This is a genomic window from Bifidobacterium sp. MSTE12 (assembly GCF_000513015.1).
In the GTDB taxonomy this organism is placed as follows: Bacteria; Actinomycetota; Actinomycetes; order Actinomycetales; family Bifidobacteriaceae; genus Bifidobacterium; species Bifidobacterium dentium.
Genome location: NZ_AZYA01000017.1, coordinates 117,272 through 137,750, shown reverse-complemented (window position 1 = coordinate 137,750; position 20,479 = coordinate 117,272). Strand labels below are relative to the sequence as shown.

Below are 20,479 nucleotides of genomic sequence, written 5' to 3'. Positions count from 1 at the left end.
TTGCATGGCCGATTTCCCTATCATTAAGCCCTCCATCTCACATATGAAAAACATGATTCCCCAAAATGTCGATTCTGGGAAATCATGCATGCATCCTGTCTCCTATGTATGCCGAATGGCGAAGATTCGGGCCGAAGGACACTCGGTGGTAGCCGCGGTCAGACGAACGGTTTCCGGATCGAGCCGTTCAATGGTCCACGGCTTGGTTTCGGGTGCATGATCGGGATTGCCCGGATCGGGGAAAATCTGTTCGATCTCATCACCTTGGGTCAAAGGCATGCAGAGGGATGGGGTGCCGCCTCGACGCCAGATGATGATGTAATCAGTCTGAGGGTCCGTATCCGATGAGCCTCCTTCCGTCTCGCTCCGCCAACGGGAGGCGGCTTCCGTATGGCGCAGGCCGGAGGTAAGCCACTCCGCGTTGAAACCAGGCAGACCGGCGGGCCAGAACGGCACAAGGGCGGACTGTTCGGCGAGAATTCGCCGATGCAGGGCGATGGCATCGCACACCAAGCTCAGTCGCGGTTCGGTCATGCGATCGATGAATCCAGACAGATACAGGCGGCCCATCACGCCAGTCGCCAGCGTGAACACGGCCGTCTCATCGTTCATTTCCTCTTGGGCGTAACCCCAATTGCCTTGCTGTTCCGGTGGAATCGTCAACCCTGCCCCGGCCGCAATGGCGGCATACACCAGCGGATCGCACTGATCGGAAGTCGACTGCAGGTCCAGCCGCGACAGTTGCGCGTAATCGGCGCGCATGGCTCCGGAGCCGCAATTCTCGATCATCACATCCGGATGGCGGCGGCGCAAGTCATCAAGCCAATCCAAGTAGGCGCGGCAATGCGCGAGCAGACCTTCACCGGCCGACCCGGCATCGACATCGGTGCCGACCCCGGGAATGGTGTTGTAATCGAATTTGAAGAAGACCGCACCGAAATCGTCGATCAGCCGATCGACGGTACGCGTGACATGCGCACGGGCCTCGGGCGAACGGAAATCAAGCAGATAGCGCCCGGAATCGCACACGCGCACACCATGACGCTGGAAGAAGGCGCTGTCCGGAAGCGTTTTGGCGAGCGGTGATTGCACACCGATCACCTCGGGTTCGAGCCACAATCCCAAACCCATGCCATGCTCGCGAATGATGTCGGCCAATCCCTGCAATCCGACTTCGCCGAAACGATTCGTGGAGGCCCGCCATTCGCCGACCATATCCCACCAGCCGCCGTCGGTGCTGTCATACCAGCCCGCGTCGATGCAGAAGATGTCGGCGCCGACGCCCGCTGCACCTTCGATCAGTGGCAGCTCCTTGTCGATACGAGGGTCACCGAACAACGTATTCATATAATCGTTGTAAATCACCAAGCCTTGCGTTCGCTCGAATTCCGCGGTACGACCCAGCTCGCGGGCCTTGGCCGCCCGCAGGGCGCGACGTTGCAGCGTCATTTCCGCGACGGCATCCTGCCAGTCACCGGCAACGATGGCGAACGATACCGGCACGGATTCGAAATCGTTGCCTTCGCCTAGATTCGTAAACCACTGATGATCCTGATATTCCGGACCGAACGCGGCGATATGCAGACCCGGATCATCCTCGCCGACCTCCCATTCCCACGGACCGTTGTGCTCGATCTGCCACATCACGGAAAAGTCGCGGACCTTACGGGAACGGTGACGCTTCGATTCCTCAACCTGCACGATGCCCGCCGGTTCATGCATGCCAGTGCTCCATGTGGAGGTGGAGCTCAGTGCGAAACGGGAACTGGATTGACCGGGGTTGATGCGCTGATTACGATCGCGCACGCTGGTTTCACGAAGCGGCCGCATATGCCAGTCGTTCTCCACGGCCCAAGCCGCGTCACCCCAGAGCAGGTGGGAACTTTCCACCGTTCCGCCGTTAACGGTCAAGGGCACGGTGAGGTTCATGGAGGAGACCGCCTCGACGGAGAACGGTTCCGGTGAGCGCAACCTGGTGTGGGTGCGTACGGCCGACAGACCCGGATAAGCTTCAAAAACGCTGGTTACGGTCAGACCGGGTTGAGGGGCATCCGTAGCGTTGCCGGGAATCGTTGGCGATGCTTCGATGCCTTGCGCCCGTTCGCAATGCGGGGAAGGGGCAGCGTCTTCGGAAGGGCGGTCCCGTTCCGTGGCAACGGGTTCGAATTCGCGGCCCATCGGCTGAAGCGCATCGTAGGAGGCGAATTGGGTGATTTCCAAACGGTACGGATCGCCGGAATCCTCTGCCGGCTCGCTGGCATGGGCCGAAACGAAACGCAACTTGCCGCCGGCAACGGTGGCTATCAGCGATAGACGGTTGTCTTGCGATCCGGTGTTGGCGGCGCGTACCTCGACGATTGGCCGCACATCGCGTTCTACCACCGCAACAGCCCCCGATAAGCCCCCTTCCGCGGTGGCCATGCCTCGACCGGCGACATTGGCAAGCCGGACCGGGGAGTCCCCCGTAACATCAAACAGCATGGAAATCACGCCATTGCCCCATGCAAGACGACCGTCCGATTGAGGAAGCAGTGGAATCATGTTGCCATCGGCCATAGTGCAGCTCCTTCGCTCTCCAACATTCGTTGGACAATACGCATCGTTTTACGCAATAAACACTAGCTTACGCAGTGCATGCGAGGGGGGCGGTGCGCGTGTGTCCGCTCAACCGAGCATGCAATCCCCCGATATGAGGGCCGTATGGCCAGGCGTCAGCCTCTCTTCAGCCCGACAGCATGACGATCAGAGCGGAAAAGGCTGCCGCGGCACGGCCAACCAAGCCGAACGCTACTCGAATCGCAGATATTCGACGAATCTGACCGGCATCTCCTTGCTCTTGGTGACGTTGCTGAATCCGAGGATCATCTGCTGCTGCGGCAATCCTTTGACGGACTTCCACACCTTCGACTTGGACAGGTCAAACCCTACGGCCTTCTTCACATCCGTAACCGGATTGCCCTTGGCATCGACCAGCGAATCCCTGATCCGTTCCAGTTGCGCCTCGCCCATTATCTCCGCCGGCTTGGTAATGTCACCTCGATTATTGACTTCCGCGAACGTATCGGCATCGGTGACGATCATGTTGATCTGCCCGGCGGAGACCATGGCGAGCAGACGTGCGGAACCGTCCTGCGCATTTTCGGAATCACCGAGGGAGATGGACGTGTCCATTTGCACCAGCCGGCTGTCGGAGATCTTCTCCGCCTTGACGAAGTCGGAGCCGAGCCGGTCGAGCTGGTCGGCGTACCCGTCCATATTGATGCCTTCGACGCTCAGTTCGGCGCGTGGCCCCTTGGTGAGGTAGGAAACGCCGAACGCGGCGACGATGACGACCACAACGGCGATGATGACGGCATAGGAAAGAAAGTTTTCCTTGAAATACGGCCATTTTTCAGCCATCGGCAACTCATGTAGCGTCTTCCATTTCGACTGCTTCGCGTACACGTTGGATCGGGAAAGCTCGGCTACGGCCGCCTTCTGCTCGTCGGAAAGTGCATAGTCATCATCATGCCGTCCATCGGCCATATTGATCCTCGTTTTCATCACTGCCATTTACGCATTCTGCGGGCAGTCTACACCATCGCCTTTCGTTTTCGCTGGGGGTATGGACTGCCCGCAGAATTCCGTATGCCGTCCAACGGGATGTTGGCCGTCAAACGTCAGCTGCGCAGGAACACCGCCATCTCGGTTTCGCCACGATTGGCCCATGCGAAATACGGGATCAGCGTGACTTCCGTCGGTTGACGTTGTGCCGGCTGCCACAGTGCGTACAGCGACTTGTCGGAGGCGCCCTGCGAGGACTCCCGCCAAGCGGGAATGGTCAGCGTGACCATCGGCAGATCGACCGGTTCCACTTCGCCCAAGCCTCGTTCGTCCTGTGCGGCGGCCTGCGCATGGAAGGTGATTTCGTTGACTTTGACGGCGTCCGGATCGGCGGCGATCGTCTCGGCATCAGCATGTAGCAGATGCAGATTGTCACCATTGTCGGTGCCTTCCGCGCAGTAGGCCAGCGGGCCGCGGATGAAGGCGACCTTGCCTGCGTCTTCGCGTACGAGAGGATTGGCCGCAATCATCCTGACCGGCATGGGGAAGTCGAAATCGATGACGTCACCGTCACGCCAAGTACCGGTGAGGTAGAGGTAGCCGTCACGGATGGTGCGTGTGATGCGAGAATCCTTCTCACCCGCGGCATGGATGGAGTCGGCGGCCGACTCGCCACCGGCCCAGGCAGGCAGGCGAAGGGCCAAGGCAAAGGACTCCGGAACCTGCCCCTCATCGGAGGAAGGAAGGGTCACGGTGATGGCGCCGGCGCCATTCCACGGCATACCGGCCCGCACTTCAAGGGAGACATCGGAACCGCCGAGTTTCGCGGACACCACGCCACCCATATACAGGTGCACATACAGCGTGGAGGCATCGTCGGCCACCGTGTAGGCGTACTGTTGCACGCTTTCGACCATGCGGGCGATGTTCGGCGGGCAGCACGCGCAGCCGAACCACTTCTGACGTACCGGCTTGACGTGGAACTTGCGTTCGTCGCGATGGCAGGCTTCGGGCACGACCTCCAACGGATTCACATAGAAGAAGCTTTTGCCATCGAGCGCCATGCCGGCCAGCGTGGTGTTGTACAAGGCCGATTCCATGACGTCCGCATATTCGGATTTCGGCTGAATCTCAAGCATACGGCGCGCAAAGAACGCGAGTGCGATGGCCGCGCAGCTTTCCGAGTAGGCGGTGTCGTTCGGCAGATCGTAGTCGAAGGAGAACGCCTCGCCCATATGCGTGGCACCGATGCCGCCGGTGATATACAGTTTCCTGTCGACGATGTTGCGCCAGAGCGTCTCGCAGGATTCCAGCAGTGTTGCTTCCCCGGTGATTCTCGCCACGTCGGCCACGCCTGAGTAGAAGTAGGCGGCGCGCACGGCATGACCGAGCGCCTCCGTTTGTTCCGTGACCGGCTTGTCGGCTTGATAGTAGGCGTAGTTCTGTTCACGTGGCTCGTAGTTGCGACCGTCCTCTTCGGCACGGCGGCGATCTTCGAGTGCAAAGTACAGTGGTTGCTGGCCACGCTGCCGTACGAAGTATTCGGCCAGGCCGGCGTAACGGGTCTCGCCGGTTACCGCAGCCAGCTTCACCAGCGCCATCTCGGCGATCTCATGGCCCGGATAGCCGTGCAGCCTGCCTTCTTCCGTACCGAATCGGGAATCGATGTAATCGGCGAAACGGCAGGCCGCATCAAGTAGCTTGCGTTTGCCCGTGGCCTCGTAGTAGGCGACCGCACCTTCGACCAGATGCCCGAAACAGTACAGTTCGTGATGGTCCTTCAGATTGGTGAAGTGGCGGTCCATGCCGTTGAGAATGTAGTAGGTGTCAAGGTAGCCGTTGTCCAGCTGCGCCGCGCACACGATGTCGATGGCCGCGTCGGCTGTGGCCTCGAGTTCGGCGTCGGGATGATGGGTCAGCGAGTAGCCGACCGCTTCGATCCACTTGGAGAAGTCGGTGTCTTGGAACACGAATCCATAGAATTTGTCCGGGTCGGGATTGGCCGGGTCTTCCGGCAGCGCCTCGAAGCCTCGGAAGGTGTATTTCGGCGGCACGAAGGCCTTGCCCTGCTCGTGATGCTCGGCATTCTGCGCGGCCGCGGCCTTGAAGTTGTGCATGCAGTAGCTGGGGGCGGCACCGGGAACGTTGTCGTTCAACGCATTCCACTGATATGGAATCACCGCGGTGCGTACGAGCTCCTGCTCGGCGGCCCAGAACGGGTCGGTGACGGTGGCGTCGCGCAGCGCGATTGGATGGCTGTGGCGGTTATGGATGTCGGTCACGAGAGATTGTCCTTCCGTGCGGGGGTTGTCGTACCGGCAGGGCCGGCGTTCTGGTCTTGTCCGATGGGTTCGAGCACATGTACGTCCATGCCGGGCAGTCGGCCCCACGAGTAGACGGCCATCATGGTGGCGAAGATGGGCACGGCCACACCGAATACCATCATCAGGCCGGGCCACATGTAGTATGCCCAGACGGTGATGAGGAAAAGCAGCAGCACCATGAGACTGCAGAGCGGTCGAGCGATTACCATCGACAGCGAAGTGCGTACCACCCATGGCGCCTTCTCGTCGAAATTGACGTGCACGGCCCAGCTGAGGAATGCGAACAGGCCATAGATCAGGTTGATGACCAGCAGTGCGCCGGAAATCGCGAATCCCACGGTGCCTAGGTCGTTGTGCTGCACGAACCAGTATTCCCAGATGAGGAGCGTCCAGATGAGCAATTGCGGCCATCCGAACAGGTTGGCGGAGCCAAGCTCCTCCAGCCATGCCTGATGGAAGGTGCTCCAGGTACGTTTGACCGTCCATGAGCGGTCGTCGACGTCAAGCAGCCAAGAGCGGAAGGTGGCATACGATGCGGCGACGGAGGGGAACAGGCCTCCGACGATCAGGCCGAGCAGCGTATGCGCCACGAAGGCGACGTTGACGACGACGATCATCATGATGATGCGGCAGAGGAATTCGTAGCCAACGGCGAATCGTTTCATGGCACTACCTCGTTGTATCGCAGTTTCGTTGAAATCCCAATATTTCTATCGTTATAACCATATACCATCCCAACTGCACGACGTGCGTAAAGATGGAGAATTCATTCCGGCACCAGGAGAAGATGGGAGCGTTGCCGGCATGAATCCGCCTCGGGAACGGCGGCGACTAGAGGCCGTTGTCCCATGAATCATGCCATGTGAGCGCGGCGTGGCGCTCATGGATGGCAATTGGCAGGGTGACCAACTCGGAATTGCCCAAATCGTCCGGATTCCAGCGGTCGCCGACATACAGAAAACGGCTTGCGTGCCACTGATCATCGCCGTCGAGCGGCACGATGACGTCGCACTGGGACTGATAGGTATGCGATCCCTCCGGCGTGAATGGCCTGAAATCGCTCCAGGGGCCGTGCAGGTTGGTGGCTGTGGCGACCATGTTGTCGTTGCAGTCCCAGCCGGTCAGTTGCGAGCCGAACCAGTAGTAGACTCCATCTTTTTTGATGAGGATCGGACTTTCGTAACCGGCCCAGTAATCGGTGCCACGCAGGCAGATCACGTCTTCGACGATTGCCAGGTAATCGTCGGAAAGACGGTAGATATGAGTGCCGTGCGGACGGTCCTCGCTGATGATGTAACCGGTACCGTCCTCGTCCTGGAAGACGCCGATGTCACGTGATTCGTAGCCACGGAACTGCAGTGCGCTCAGGAATGCGAACGGGCCGGTCGGCAAGTCGGCGACCGCAGTGCCGATATGCGCATACGTGTAGTCGTTTTCTCCGTCGACGTGCAGGTACATCACATATGTGCCGGTTTCGGGGCAGCGCATGACCTTCGGCCGTTCGATGATGCGCCCCGGTCCGGTGATCGTCCCCTCCTCGCCGACTTCCAGCACCGTGCCCTCATTCCTCCACTCCACGAAATTCGTGGTGGAATAACAGGCGACGCCCTGAAAAAGATTGCCGTCGTTCTTGATTTCGCCATACGCATACCAGCGGTCGCCGAACCGTTGCACGCCGATGCCATGCAGTTGCGCGACGTTGCCGTCGGTATCCGTGAACAGCTGGACGCCTTGCATTGTTGCCATGATGGATTGTTCTTTCTTGGTGTGGCGGAAATGGGAATCAGATATCGTTGTCGGGGTTGTCGATGCCGTCGATGTCCCTGCGGTGCGGACCGAGCATCATTCCCCCGTCAGTCGCTTCGACGTTGTAGATGATGCCGTGCGAGACGAGTTCGCGGCCGTTTGAATCCTTTCTCGTCATATTGGTGTGCATGAGCAGCATCGACTGTCCGTCAAAAGCGCGGAACACCATGGCATGACCGGCATCGCGGTAATCCAGCGGGGCGAGCTGCTTCCATGGACCGAGCACCCTTCCGGATTCGCTGATGGCCTGAGCCAGAATGTATTGACCTTTGCTATACGAGGTCCATAGGCAGACAAGCGCGCCGGACGGCGTACGGATGGCGTACGGGCCGTCCGTCACGTATCCGCCGGAGCCTTCGGCGATCAGCCGTAAGGCACGATCGGAATCGAAATCGCCATGCCACCCGCCTTGCGGAGCATCGCCATCGGACTCATGCCAGACGCCTTCGCTGGCGGCCCACAGGTGCGACGGCTCCGATCGGCCTACGGACAGGTCGGACGCATCCAATCGAATGGCTTCCATCGTGCCGTCGAACAACTGCACCCATTCGTGCGCGTAGATCATCCACGGTGAACCGTCGGAGTCAACGGCCAGCGTGCCATCCAACGCCATGGTCCCGGTCGGGGTGGTCGGCGATTGTGGATGAACGGGCACGAACGGGCCGGCGGGAGTGTCGGCGACCAGCACGAACACGCCCCGCTTCTCGCCGACGGTACGGTCGCGGCGGTACCAGTCAGGGCCGGCCTCCGGGCGGACCGGCTTGTCGCGACGGGCGTGCAGGGTCACGAACATCCAGTATCGACCCTGCCATTCGTGCACTTCCGGGGCCCATGGCGAATCACAATCGTCATACCAGGCCCCTACCGGCCGGTCGATCACGTCGAACACCGAGACAGGTTCGCTGAAATGCTTCAAATCCGGGCTGGTATACAACACCACGGACTTGCCGAAACCGTGTTCGGCGGAACGGTATTGGAAATAGTTGGCGTTGTAGAGGTAGTACAGGCCCGTGCGCCTATCGGCGAGCATAAACGGGTCATGAAGGCTGAAGTCATGCATGCTCAGCGGATAATCGTCGTACATGGTTCTCCGAACGTGATGGATGAGGCGGCTGACAGGCCAACCGCTTGTATGAAACGGCCCGTGTGGCAGGGCAGAGAAGCACGCGGGCCGTTTCCGTCAGGCGTGCCTATGGCTCAGCCCTTGACCGCTCCGATCATGACGCCCTTGTTGAAGTACTTCTGCAGGAACGGATAGATGACCAGCAGAGGCAAGGTGGAGACGATGATCACGCCGTACTTGATCTGATCGGCGAGCTGCTGCTGTTGCATCACGTTCTGGCCACCGGAGCCTGAGCCGAGCTGGTTGGTCTGGTTGGCGAGCAGGATGTCACGCAGCACGTTCTGCAGTGGCTGCAGTCCGCTTTCGCGAATGTAGATGAGGCCGGTGAAGTAGTCGTTCCAGTGCCCCACGAAGTAGTACAGGCCGATTACCGCGATGATGGCGGAACTGAGCGGCAGCACGATCTTCATGAAATAACCGAACAGGCTCAGACCGTCGATCTGCGCGGCATCATGCAGGTCCTCAGGGATGGAGGTTTCGAAGAACGAGCGTGCGATGATCAGATTCCATACGCTCACCGCGCCCGGCAGAATGAACACAAGCGGATTGTCGAGCAGGCCGAGGGCCTTGAACAGCAGGTAGTTCGGCACCAGGCCGCCTGCGAAGTACATGGTGAACGTGAACAGGAACAGGATTACGCGGCGGGGTTTGAATTCAACGCGCGACAAACCGAAGGCGGCCGGAAGCGTGACGATCAGGTTCAACGCGGTGCCGAACACGGTGTACAGAATGGTGTTGGTGTAGCCGGTCCAGATGCGGGAATCCTGGAACACGCGGATATAGCCGGCCACGGTGAAGCCTTTGGGCCACACGGTGACGTTGCCCGCGGAAACCTGGGTCTGGTCGGAGAACGAGGCCACGACGATGAACCAGATCGGATAGATGACCACGGCCACGATCGCCACGATGAGCACCCAAATGATGATGTCGACGATCCAGTCGGAGATGCTGCGCTGTTGGCTCATATGCTTGTTCCACGGAATCTCGTCCACGCTGGTCTTCGGCGCGACGGATGGGGAAACGCTTGTGTTAGTCATGTTGTATTCCTCCTTGCGATTCCCGCGAGATCAGAAGATGCTCGTATCGGATACGCGCTTCGAAATCCAATTGGCGATGATCAGGAAGGCGAAGTTGATGACGGTATTGAACAGGCCGATGGCGGTACCGTAGCTGAACTGGAACGATTGGATGCCGATTTTGTAGGTGTAGGTGGAGATGACTTCGGAACCCGGCATGTTCATGGCGTTCTGCATCAGCCAGACTTTTTCGAAACCGACGTTGAGCACGGAGCCCATGTTCATGATGAGCAGGATCACGCAGGTCGGCATGATGGTCGGCAGATCGACGTAGCGGATGAGCTGCAGGCGGCCGGCACCGTCCATCTTGGCGGCCTCGTACAGGCTCAGGTCCACGGACGAAAGGGCCGCCAGGTAGATGATGGCATTCCAGCCGACGTGCTGCCAGACTTCGGAAATCCAGTAGATCGGGGCGATCGCGTCAGCGTTGTCAAGCACGCTCTGCGAGCCGAGGAACCGGCCGATCAGACCGGTTTGCGGCGTCAGGAAGATATTGAGCATGGCCACGATCACCACGGTGGAGATGAAGTGCGGCATGTAAGTGATGGTCTGCACGAAACCCTTGATCTTCTGCGAATCGATCTGGTTGATCAGCAGGGCCAGGACGATTGGGGCGAGGAAGCCCAGCACCAGCGTTCCAAGGCTGATCTTGAAGGTGTTGATCATCGTCGATGCGAACATCGGCGAGGTGAAGAATTGGACGAAATATTTGAATCCGACGAACGCACCACCAGTCAGGCCCTTGGACGGCACGAAATCACGGAAGGCCAGCTGGATGCCATACATCGGCACATACGCGAACAGGCCCACGAAAATCATCGCCGGCAGAATCATCAGCCAATTCTGCCAATAGTGCTTGAAATGCCAGCCCAGCCGCTTGAAGAACGGCCATGACCTGCGTACCGCGTTGTTGTCGACCACGCCGTTCTCATCGACGACGGAGACTGCTTTTCTGGACACCGTTTATGCTCCTTTTTCATCTGTGGTGCGAACCGGTGGGGCGGGACGATTCCGCCCCACCGTCGGAATCGTCTGACTTACTTGACGTACTTGTCGTACGCCTTCTGCCAGATCTCGGTGTTCTGTTCGATGTTGTACTTCTTGAGGTTCTCCTGGAAGGTGTTCCACTGGGAGTCATCCTCGGCGCCGCCTTGGGCGACCCACTTGGACACGACTGGAATCGCGTAGTTGAACAGCGCGGTGTTGTTGTTGGCCACGGTGTTCTGATCGGCTTCGCTCACACGGACGTAAATCGGCATGAGATCTTTCTCGTGGTCGTAGTTGGCGTACTGTTCCTCATACGGGGCATCGGCCGCGGCGACGTGATCCATGCCGCGATCGCCTTCGACGGTGACGCTGTCCGAAACCCAGCCAGCAAGACGGTCTTCGAATGCCGGGACCTTGGAGGAATCCTGCGCCTCGTGGAACTTATCGGTGACCTTGTAGGAATGTTCGCCGGTCTGCTCGAGATAGCCGTCATCGATGGAACCATACAGCTGCTGGATGGAGTATTTCTCGGAATACAGCAGGTCGATGACTTTCAGGCAGGCGTCCTTGTTGGCCGCACTGGCGGACATCGCCATGTGATAGTCCTCGTAGCGGTTGGCATCGCGGGAGCCGTCCCATACGGTGTCGGAGGCGGAGACGCCATCGGCCGACGGAATCGGGATGGAGATATACTGCTTGGCCAGTTCGGAATCGTACGCGCCGAAGGCGGATTCATCCCAGCCGAACACCATGCCGACCTTGGCGGTTTTGCCGTCGGACTGGTTGCGCGCATTGTACTTGTCATCCTTCACGGTGACGAAGTCGGACGGAGCCCAGCCATTCTGAATCATCTCATTGTAAAACTCGATGACCTGGCGGAACTGCTCGGTCTGCATCCAGTTGCCGACCTTACCGTTCTTCACGTAGATGCCCTGCTGGGATGGGCCGGAGTTGAAATGGGTGGCGATGCCGGTGGCGTTCATCATCAGCCACGGACTCCACCAGTCGCCGATCTTGCCGGTGGACTGTTCACGTGGGTTGAAGGCGATTTCGTCGGCTTCGCCATTGCCGTTCGGATCCTGGGTCTTGAAGGCCTCCATGACCTTGCGCAGGTCGTCCCAGGTCTTCGGCACTTCGAGGCCGAGCTTGTCGAGCCAGGTCTTATTGATCATGAAATGCTGGCCGGAGGCAAGGAAGCCCTTGGTACGGCTGGACGGCAATACGGTGACCTTGCCGTCGACGGTCACGAATTTCTTGGCGGTCGGCTGTTCCTTGAAGAACGCCTTGACATTTGGCAGCTTGTCGAGGTCGTTGCCCAGCTGTTCGAAGGCGGAGGCGTTGCGGGAGGCATCGTCCGGGTTGAAGGCGCGGATATTCAGATCGGAGATTTCGCCCGCGGCGAGGGAGGCGTTCTTCTGCTGTCCCCACTGGTCGTCGGAGACCTCCTTCCACTGGATGGAGCAATCGCAATCGGCCTCAAGGTCCTTGGCCCACTTCATATCGCTCATCTTGGTCTGATTGGAGTTCTTCACCACCAGAATAGTGACGATCGGCTTGCCATTGGCGTCCGTGGTAGCCTTGGCATTCCCACAGGCCGCAAGCGAGCCCAGCATAGCGAGCGCACACAGTGAGGCACCGACCTTGGTTGCCGTTCCCTTACGTGTCATTTCAGTCCTTTCCCTGATATATCCGATGAAGAGCACCATTTGCTTCATATCGGCCGATCGATGGTAACGCTAACATTCCTGCCAGCGAAGACCTGTCGCATCGCGCCGCGACTCTCATCCTCGAAGAATCGCAACGATTCGATTATGAAACGATAAATTTCGACTGTCAAATCCCGCGACACGCAGGCGAAATCCCTAGATATCGCATGAATTAACGATTTATCAATCTTAAAAATTGCAAAAAATAATCGCAACGATTCGATTTTCTTCCGGATCCTCATTATAGTGAATGACAGCAATACAGCAGTTGCAGCGCAGCACACACAAGAAGGGGTATCCTATGGTCACATTGAAGGATGTGGCGCGGAAGGCCGGAGTCTCCATGTCTACGGCCTCAGCTGCGCTCCGAGGCAAAGACATCGTCAAGCCCGACACCACGCAACGGGTGCTCGAGGCAGCCAACACGCTCAACTACCGCATCAATCTATCCGCACGTGCACTGCGATCCGGCAAATCGGACATCTTCACCATGATCGTGCCGGATCTGGAAAATCAGTACTACGCGAAGATGGCGAACGCCATGTCCAACGTGCTCACGGCGGATAAAAAACGCCTGGTCGTACAGGTCTCCATGTACGACAGCCAACGGGAACTCGACCAGATCAGGCAGATCGACCCATCCACCTGCGACGGCCTGTTCATCTGCTCCACGCATAACAGCGGCAAAGACATACGATCCGCCGCCGGCGATCTGTCGGTGCTCATGTTCGACGACATGAGCACCGATCCGGAAGCGTGCTATGACTCCATCGAGACGCCTAGCCAGACAGGCATGTATGCGGCGATCAAACATCTGGCCGAACGCGAACGCAAAACCATCGGCATCGTCGGCACCTTGGGGAAAAGCGCCGAAGCGGAACACTCGCTGTCCGTCACTCTGAGGCAGACCCGCTACGCCTACGCCTATCAGGCGCTCGGCGCTTACGGACTCAACACCGCCAACGCCTACATCCAATCCGACTGGAGCGTGGAGGCCGGCATCGAAGTGGCACACAAACTGGCCGCAAGCGGCATGCAATACGACGCACTATGCTGCATGAACGACGAACTGGCACTCGGCGTGATGCGCGGCCTCGCGGAATGCGGCGTGAACGTGCCCGATGATGTAGCGGTGATCGGTTTCGATGGCGTGGGCTGCGGGTCGTACACCACGCCGACGCTGTCCACCATCGCCGTGGATTTCGACGGCATGGCGCAAACCGCGGCGACGATGATGCAGCAACAGATCGAACAAGACGCCACCGAACGAAACAATTCCATACCGAAACGCGTTATCGTAGGCTTCCAACTGCTCAAACGCGAATCCACCATGGGACGCACGGCCACCACCGGCTTCACCACCAAGACTCGTACAGAAGCAACCATGACGGCCGATGAATCGTAGGAAGGCTCGGCGTGAGACGCATAGCCCTGACATATGGACGTTACCGTCGCATCATCATGATGGCGCTTGCCGCGCATGTGACATTCATCGCGCACGCGCCGCCCAGACGACCAATCCGTTCCGAGTCGCAAAAAACAGTACGAAAGAAGGCATACGGTGCTGTATCCACAATCCAATGATTCCCGAATCGTGTTCCCACTTGATGGCGTATGGGACTTCCGCACGGCCGGGGAGGACTCATACCCCGCCGAATGGGCGGACGCTCCCCTGCCCGAGCCGTTGCCGATGGCCGTACCTGGCTCCTACAATGACCAGAACGACGAGCTGAACCTGCGCGCGCACTACGGTTGGGTGGTCTATCAGCGCAGCTTCGCCGTACCCTCGCGCCTGGTCGCCGGACAACGCATGATGCTGCGGTTCGACGCGGCCACACACGCGGCCGACGTGTACCTGAACGGTCAGTTGCTTGGCTCGCATTTCGGCGGATTCCTGCCGTTCGAATTCGACGTGACCTCCGCACTGCATGCCGGGGAGAATCTGCTGACCGTCGCCGTCGACAACCGCATTGGGTCCTCGACATTACCTGTCGGCAATGATGCGGGAACCGCCTTCATGGGCTCCGACAATGCCAACGTTCCGGCGGTGGCCGAGGCGAAAAAGCATGCGAGACGGCAGAATCTGCCGAATTTCGATTTCTTCAATTTCGCCGGATTGAATCGCCACGTCGAACTGTATACGACGCCGGCCGACGCGTATATCGCGGATATCGCAATTACGACCGAACGGCTTGACCACATCACAGGAGACGCATGCACCGCGGCGAACGCCCTGATCGCGTATGACGTGACGTTCGGAGGAGACTTTCCTTCCAACCCGACCGACCCCAACACCCTGATCCAGCCGTCCGATCCGGCAATCAATCATGCGGATCCGCCCGAATCGGCCGAATCGGACATCCAGCGCGCAGCGACCTACGGTCGTCAGGTACGCATCTCCATCCTTGACGGCGAAGGAACCGTCGTGGCAGGCGTTACGGCCGACATCGAGCGAAGCGGCGACGGGACGGCGAAGGCGAGCGGCGAAATCGCCATCCGCGATGCGAAACTGTGGAATCCTGGCGAGGCATATCTGTACACCGCGGTAGCGGAACTGCTGCCGGAGGACGGAGCGGAATCATCATCGCGCATCATCGACACATATCGGCAGACATTCGGCATACGCACGGTCGAAGTGAGCGGCACAACATTCCTCATCAACGGCAAACCGTTCTATTTCAAGGGATTCGGCAAGCATGAGGACAGCTACTTCCACGGCCGTGGCACCGATGACGTACTCAACGTCAAGGATGTATCCCTGATTCACTGGCTGCACGCAAACTCGTTCCGAACCAGTCACTATCCGTATGCGGAAAGCATGTACGATCTGTGCGACCGCGAAGGCATCGTAATCATCGACGAGGTGCCGGCAGTGGGCATGAGTTGGCTGCAGTACGCGAATCCGCTGGTCGCGGAGCGGCATCGCGAGGCGATTCGAGACATGATTGCACGCGACAAGAACCACCCGTGCATAGTGATGTGGTCGATCGCCAATGAACCGGGATTGGATGGCGACGGGGAACGTCCGCAGCAGGCGTATGACTACTTTCGTCCGCTGTATGAGCTGGCGCACGCCAGCGACCCGCAGAACAGGCCGGTCACACTGGTATGCTGCCAAAACGACTACACGACCGACATCACCGAACGAACCATGGATGTGGTGTGCATCAACCGCTACTACGGCTGGTACAACCTGAGCGGCGATCTTGATGCGGCCTGCCATGCGCTCAATATCGAACTGGACTTCTGGGAGAACATTGGCAAACCGGTCATGTTCACCGAGTATGGCGCCGACACCATCGAGGGCGTTCATGGCACGCATGGCGAAATGTTCAGCGAGGAATTCCAACGCGATTATTATGCGCGCATCAACGCCGAAATCGATAAACGGCCATGGTTCATTGGGGAGCAGCTGTGGAATTTCGCCGATTTCGCGACGTTCCAGGGCATCATTCGCGTGGAAGGCAATCGCAAGGGCATTCTGACGCGCGACCGCCAGCCCAAGATGGCCGCGCATTGGCTACGCGAGCGCTGGGCCGGCATTCCGGACTATGGGTATAAAGGCTGAGAGCTGAGCGGTCGAATTCACCCAGTAGCTGGCGGAATCACCCCGCCAGAGAGGCCTTCAGCGGGGTGATTCCGCCAGTGGCTGGCAAATTTACCCCGCTCAGAGGGGTGCCGATGGGGTGATTCCTCCAGTGACTGGAAGGATTGCCCCGCTAGGAGGCCTTTCAGCGTCCCAATTCACCCAGTCATTGGAAGAAACGGGACGCTGCATGCGTCGGCAACGTACAAATTCACCCAGTAGCTGGATGAATCACCCCGCTCAGGGGGATATCAGCATCCCAAAACATCCAGCGACTGGAAGAAATAGGACGCCAAGATGCCATCTGACGTCCGAATTCCTCCAATCGCTGGCGGATTTACCCCGCTCAGACCTTGATCATGGCGTATTGCGACTCATAGAGGCGGTAATACGCGCCCTTCCGAGCCAGCAGCTCCTCATGGTTGCCGTGCTCGACAATCTGACCGTGGTCGATATAGCAGATCTCGTCCGCATTCTCGATGGTAGACAGGCGATGCGCGATGATGAAGCTCGTACGCCCCTTGAGCAGGTGGTTGAGACCGGCCTGCAACGCCTCCTCGGTGCGCGTATCGATATTCGAAGTGGCCTCGTCAAGGATCAGGATCCGCGGATCGGCGAGTAGTACGCGCGCGAACGCGATAAGCTGACGCTGGCCCGCCGACAACGTCGAACCACGCTCCTCCACCACCGTGTCATATCCATCGGGCAGATCCATGATGAACTCGTGCGCATGCACCGCACGGGCGGCCGCCTCGATCTCGGCATCGGTCGCATCGAGCTTGCCATAGCGGATGTTATCGCGCACATTGCCGGAGAAGATGAACGTATCCTGCAACATCACACCCATCTGGCGGCGCAGCGACTCCAACGTCACATCACGCACGTCATAGCCGTCAATCGTAACCGAACCTTCCGCAACATCATAGAAGCGTGACAGCAGGTTGATGATCGTGGTTTTGCCGGCACCGGTCGGGCCGACCAGCGCGATCGTACGCCCCGGCTCGACATGCAGATCGACCAGGTTGAGGATGTTACGGCCGTCCGGTTCATAGCGGAAGACCACGTCGTTGAAGTCGACGCGACCTTCGATCTGCGGCAGATCCTTGGCATCCGGCGCATTACGAATCTCCGGCTGGACGTCGAGCGTTTCGAAGATGCGCTCAAGATAGGCGGAACAAGTGATCAGCTGGTTGTAGAAGTTGCCGATGCTGATCACCGGGTTCCAGAAGTTGTTCGCATAGCCGACGAACGCAATGAGCACACCCGTGGTGACGTTCACCGCACCGAAGCCGGTAACGCCCACATAGTAGATGAACGCGATGGTCATGACGGAAATCGTCTGGATGCCCGGCCACATGAGGAACTGGATGTGCACGGCCTTCATCCACGAGGCACGCACATCGTTCTGCTGCTCCTGGAAGGTCTTGAACTGCGCCGCTTCCTGCGCAAAGGTCTGCGTGGTCTTCACACCGGCGATCGACTCGTGGATATATGCGTTGAGATTGCTCTGCTTGTTGGACAGCACCTGATAGGCACGACGCTGAAAATGCTGCAATACCAGCACCCATGCGATCAGGAACGGGAACAGCACAAGGCTGAACAGCGCAAGACGCCAGTCGACCACGAACATGACCACCAACGTGATCAGGAACGTGAACACATCGGAGATCACATTGATCAGACCGGAGCTCAACGTATCCGAAAGCGTGTTCACATAGTTGACCACGCGGATCAGAATCTTGCCGTGAGGCCGCGAATCGAAATAGCTGAACGGCAGGGTCTGGATATGCGTGAAAATGTCGCGGCGCATGTCTTTGAGCATGAGCTGGCCGACCCGCGTGATTTCCACGGTCCGGTAGCGCAGACCCAGTTCGTAGATGACGATCAGCACCGCCAGCAGTGCCGCCAGGCCACCGAGTAGCGTGAGATTCTTGGCCGGAATCGCACTGTCGATCATGATTTTCGTCAGATACGGCACGACGACGGCGATGCAGCTCATCATCACGACTACGGCGAGGATGCGGGCCACACGTGCCATATATGGTTTCAGATAGACGCCGATACGAAGGATGTCATGCAGATTGATCTGCTCCTCAAGCTCCTCGTCTTCACGAAATGTGTTGCGTTTTGCCATGATGCTCCTCCTCCCTTACTCTCCGAAGCCTTGCGAACGACCGGCTTGCAGGCCAAGCTGTTTGTGATAGATCTCCCAGTAGCGCCCGTGGGCGGCGACCAGATCCTCGTGCGTGCCGCATTCCACTACGCGACCATGCTCAAGCACCAGAATCAGGTCGGAATCCTTGATTGACGAAATACGATGCGCGATGGTGACGATGGTCTTGCGCTCGTCCATCTCACGCAGATGCTGCTGAATCTCAGCTTCCGTCTCCATGTCAACGGCGCTGGTGGTGTCATCCATGATCAGGATCGACGGATTGTCAGCCAACGCACGCGCAAGGCTCAGCCGTTGCTTCTGACCACCTGACAAGCCGACGCCACGCTCGCCGACGACGGTATCGTAGCCTTCCGGCATACTGCGGATGAAATTGTCGGCGCCTGCGATGGTGGCCATGCGGCGAATGTAGCGTTCGTCATATTCGCGTTGTCCGCCAGCGCCGAAGCCGATGTTGCCGCCGATGGTGTCGGAGAACAGGAATGTGTCCTGCGCGACGATGCACACCTGCGAGCGCAGGGTGGCGAGCGGCCAGTCGCGTGCGTCGATGCCGTCGATGAGCACGCGGCCTGCGGTCGGATCGTAGAAGCGGGAGATCAGATTGACGAGCGTGGACTTGCCGGCGCCCGTCTCGCCGAGAATGCCGAGTTTCGCACCGGCCGGAATATGGAAGTCGATGTCTTTGAGAATCGGCGTAGCCGGATCGTCGGGGAAAGCGAAGCTGACGTGCTGGAATTCGATGTCACCGCCGATACGTTCCGGATCGTCCGGAGCCGCCGATTGCGCGATGCCGGTTTCCGGCTCGTTGCCGACCTGATTGACGATTGCCACCGCCTGTTTGACGGTTTCCTTGGCGTCCGGCTTTTCCTGAATGCGTGATTGTGCGGTGAGCAGTTTGCGGATCTTGATGCAGGAGGCGTTGAAACGCTGCCAGTCGTTGATCAGCCAGCCGGACTGGCGCACCGGACCGTCGATCATCCACAGATACGAATTGAATGCGACGAGGTTGCCGAGGGTCATGTAACCCTTGATGACCAGGAAGCCGCCAAGTCCGAGCGTGATGAGCTGCAGCGAGAATCCCAGGCCATCGAGCCATGGCATGTATCGGCGGCTGTTATAGGCGAGGTCCATGTTGCGACGCATGTAGTCATCGTTGTGCCTATCGAATTTTTCGGTTTCATACGGCTCGCGTACGAACGCTTTGACCACTCGGTTGCCCTCGATGTTCTCTTCGACCATCGAATTCATTTCGGCCAGCGAGTTGCGGATGGCGAAGAACAGCGGATGCGCGTGCGACGATAGGCCGCGCGTGAGGATGAAGATGAACGGCGTGACACAGGCGAGCGCCAACGCCAACCGCCAATCGATGGTGAACATCATGGCGAGCGCGCCGACGAACATGACCACACAGTCAAGCACCTGATAGCTCACCCAGCTCAAGGCGTGGCGGATCGCGTCGGTGTCGGAGGTCATGCGACTCATGATGTCGCCGGTGCGTGTGTGGTTGAAATACGTGAAGTCAAGCTCATGCAGTTTCTCGTACTCGTCGCTGACCAGGCGGAATACGGAGTTCTGTCCGAAACGTTCCATCCACATCTGGTAGCCGTAGCGCGAGGCGACTCGCACGACGGTGAAGACGATCATCATCACGCATAGTCGGGTCAGTTCGTCCACATGGCCTTGTGTGATGACGCGGTCTACGATGAGGCCGGACAGCAGCGGGATGATCAGGGCTATGACGTTGTTGATGCAGAACAGCACCACCGCGCCGGCCACACGCGGAAGGTCGGGTTTGCAGTATGGCAGGATCCATGTGAGGTTGCCTGCCTGTCGGTTGCGATTCGGATCGACGTACATACGTAGCGTTCCTTCGGATTGTTTGCTGGTACTTGGGTTGTGTTTGGGTTATGCGGCCATTCGTTGCCGCAACGATTCACGTCCGTCGTGTTTCGAGCGTCCCGTCACCGGCTCTCTCCGCCGGCCGAAACCCCTGTTCGGATTCGCAAACGCAGTTTATTCTATGCGAACCGTTTTTCAATGCAACACCTCTTATTTGGGCGTGTCGCAATCATAGTGATTCCAATACCTTTACCGTTACATTTTCGATGTGCGAAATACGTCAGAGACCGCACATCGAAGCGCTTCTCCGAGACTT

13 protein-coding genes are annotated in these 20,479 nt (G+C 58.7%); 2 read left to right on the top strand and 11 right to left on the bottom strand.

The genetic code is table 11. From position 1 onward, the window contains the following. Positions 1 to 102 precede the first annotated feature (102 nt). From HMPREF1494_RS05045 to HMPREF1494_RS05005, 9 genes are all read right to left on the bottom strand, one after another. Complete coding sequence (locus tag HMPREF1494_RS05045; protein ID WP_034520403.1) at positions 103 to 2,556, bottom strand: glycoside hydrolase family 36 protein; 2,454 nt, start codon at positions 2,554 to 2,556, stop codon at positions 103 to 105. A 231-nt stretch (positions 2,557 to 2,787) separates the two neighbouring features. Continuing rightward, on the bottom strand, positions 2,788 to 3,525 hold the full coding sequence (locus HMPREF1494_RS05040) for a hypothetical protein (protein WP_231495333.1): 738 nt from the start codon (positions 3,523 to 3,525) through the stop codon (positions 2,788 to 2,790). 134 nt (positions 3,526 to 3,659) lie between these two features. Further along, on the bottom strand, positions 3,660 to 5,816 hold the full coding sequence (locus HMPREF1494_RS05035; RefSeq protein WP_196336389.1) for a glycoside hydrolase family 127 protein: 2,157 nt from the start codon (positions 5,814 to 5,816) through the stop codon (positions 3,660 to 3,662). A 5-nt stretch (positions 5,817 to 5,821) separates the two neighbouring features. Continuing rightward, positions 5,822 to 6,532 carry a YesL family protein gene (locus tag HMPREF1494_RS05030; RefSeq protein ID WP_034520388.1) on the bottom strand — a complete coding sequence of 237 codons (711 nt, stop codon included), beginning with the start codon at positions 6,530 to 6,532 and terminating at the stop codon, positions 5,822 to 5,824. A 166-nt stretch (positions 6,533 to 6,698) separates the two neighbouring features. Then, the gene (locus tag HMPREF1494_RS05025; protein WP_034520385.1) at positions 6,699 to 7,613 is read right to left on the bottom strand and encodes a family 43 glycosylhydrolase; all 915 of its coding nucleotides are present in this window, start codon (positions 7,611 to 7,613) and stop codon (positions 6,699 to 6,701) included. A 37-nt stretch (positions 7,614 to 7,650) separates the two neighbouring features. Then, entirely contained in the window at positions 7,651 to 8,757 is a 1,107-nt protein-coding gene (locus tag HMPREF1494_RS05020) for a glycoside hydrolase family 43 protein (RefSeq protein WP_034520381.1), read from the bottom strand. Between the two features lie 113 nt (positions 8,758 to 8,870). Beyond that, the gene (locus HMPREF1494_RS05015) at positions 8,871 to 9,833 is read right to left on the bottom strand and encodes a carbohydrate ABC transporter permease (protein WP_034520379.1); all 963 of its coding nucleotides are present in this window, start codon (positions 9,831 to 9,833) and stop codon (positions 8,871 to 8,873) included. 30 nt (positions 9,834 to 9,863) lie between these two features. Further along, entirely contained in the window at positions 9,864 to 10,832 is a 969-nt protein-coding gene (locus HMPREF1494_RS05010; RefSeq protein WP_034520376.1) for an ABC transporter permease, read from the bottom strand. A 77-nt stretch (positions 10,833 to 10,909) separates the two neighbouring features. Then, positions 10,910 to 12,526 (bottom strand): extracellular solute-binding protein, encoded by a 1,617-nt coding sequence (locus tag HMPREF1494_RS05005; RefSeq protein ID WP_231495332.1) that lies wholly within the window; start codon positions 12,524 to 12,526, stop codon positions 10,910 to 10,912. 340 nt (positions 12,527 to 12,866) lie between these two features. Here HMPREF1494_RS05005 and HMPREF1494_RS04995 point away from each other — a divergent pair, with 340 nt between their 5' ends. Next, positions 12,867 to 13,970 (top strand): LacI family DNA-binding transcriptional regulator, encoded by a 1,104-nt coding sequence (locus tag HMPREF1494_RS04995; RefSeq protein WP_231495331.1) that lies wholly within the window; start codon positions 12,867 to 12,869, stop codon positions 13,968 to 13,970. A gap of 156 nt (positions 13,971 to 14,126) precedes the next feature. Next, positions 14,127 to 16,133 (top strand): glycoside hydrolase family 2 TIM barrel-domain containing protein, encoded by a 2,007-nt coding sequence (locus HMPREF1494_RS04990; protein WP_034520364.1) that lies wholly within the window; start codon positions 14,127 to 14,129, stop codon positions 16,131 to 16,133. A 364-nt stretch (positions 16,134 to 16,497) separates the two neighbouring features. Here HMPREF1494_RS04990 and HMPREF1494_RS04985 read toward each other — a convergent pair whose 3' ends face one another. Next, positions 16,498 to 18,285, bottom strand: coding sequence for an ABC transporter ATP-binding protein (locus HMPREF1494_RS04985; RefSeq protein WP_003838350.1), 1,788 nt, complete (start codon positions 18,283 to 18,285; stop codon positions 16,498 to 16,500). Positions 18,286 to 18,300: 15 nt separating this feature from the next. Further along, positions 18,301 to 20,181 (bottom strand): ABC transporter ATP-binding protein, encoded by a 1,881-nt coding sequence (locus HMPREF1494_RS04980; RefSeq protein ID WP_003838349.1) that lies wholly within the window; start codon positions 20,179 to 20,181, stop codon positions 18,301 to 18,303. Between the last annotated feature and the right edge of the window lie 298 nt (positions 20,182 to 20,479).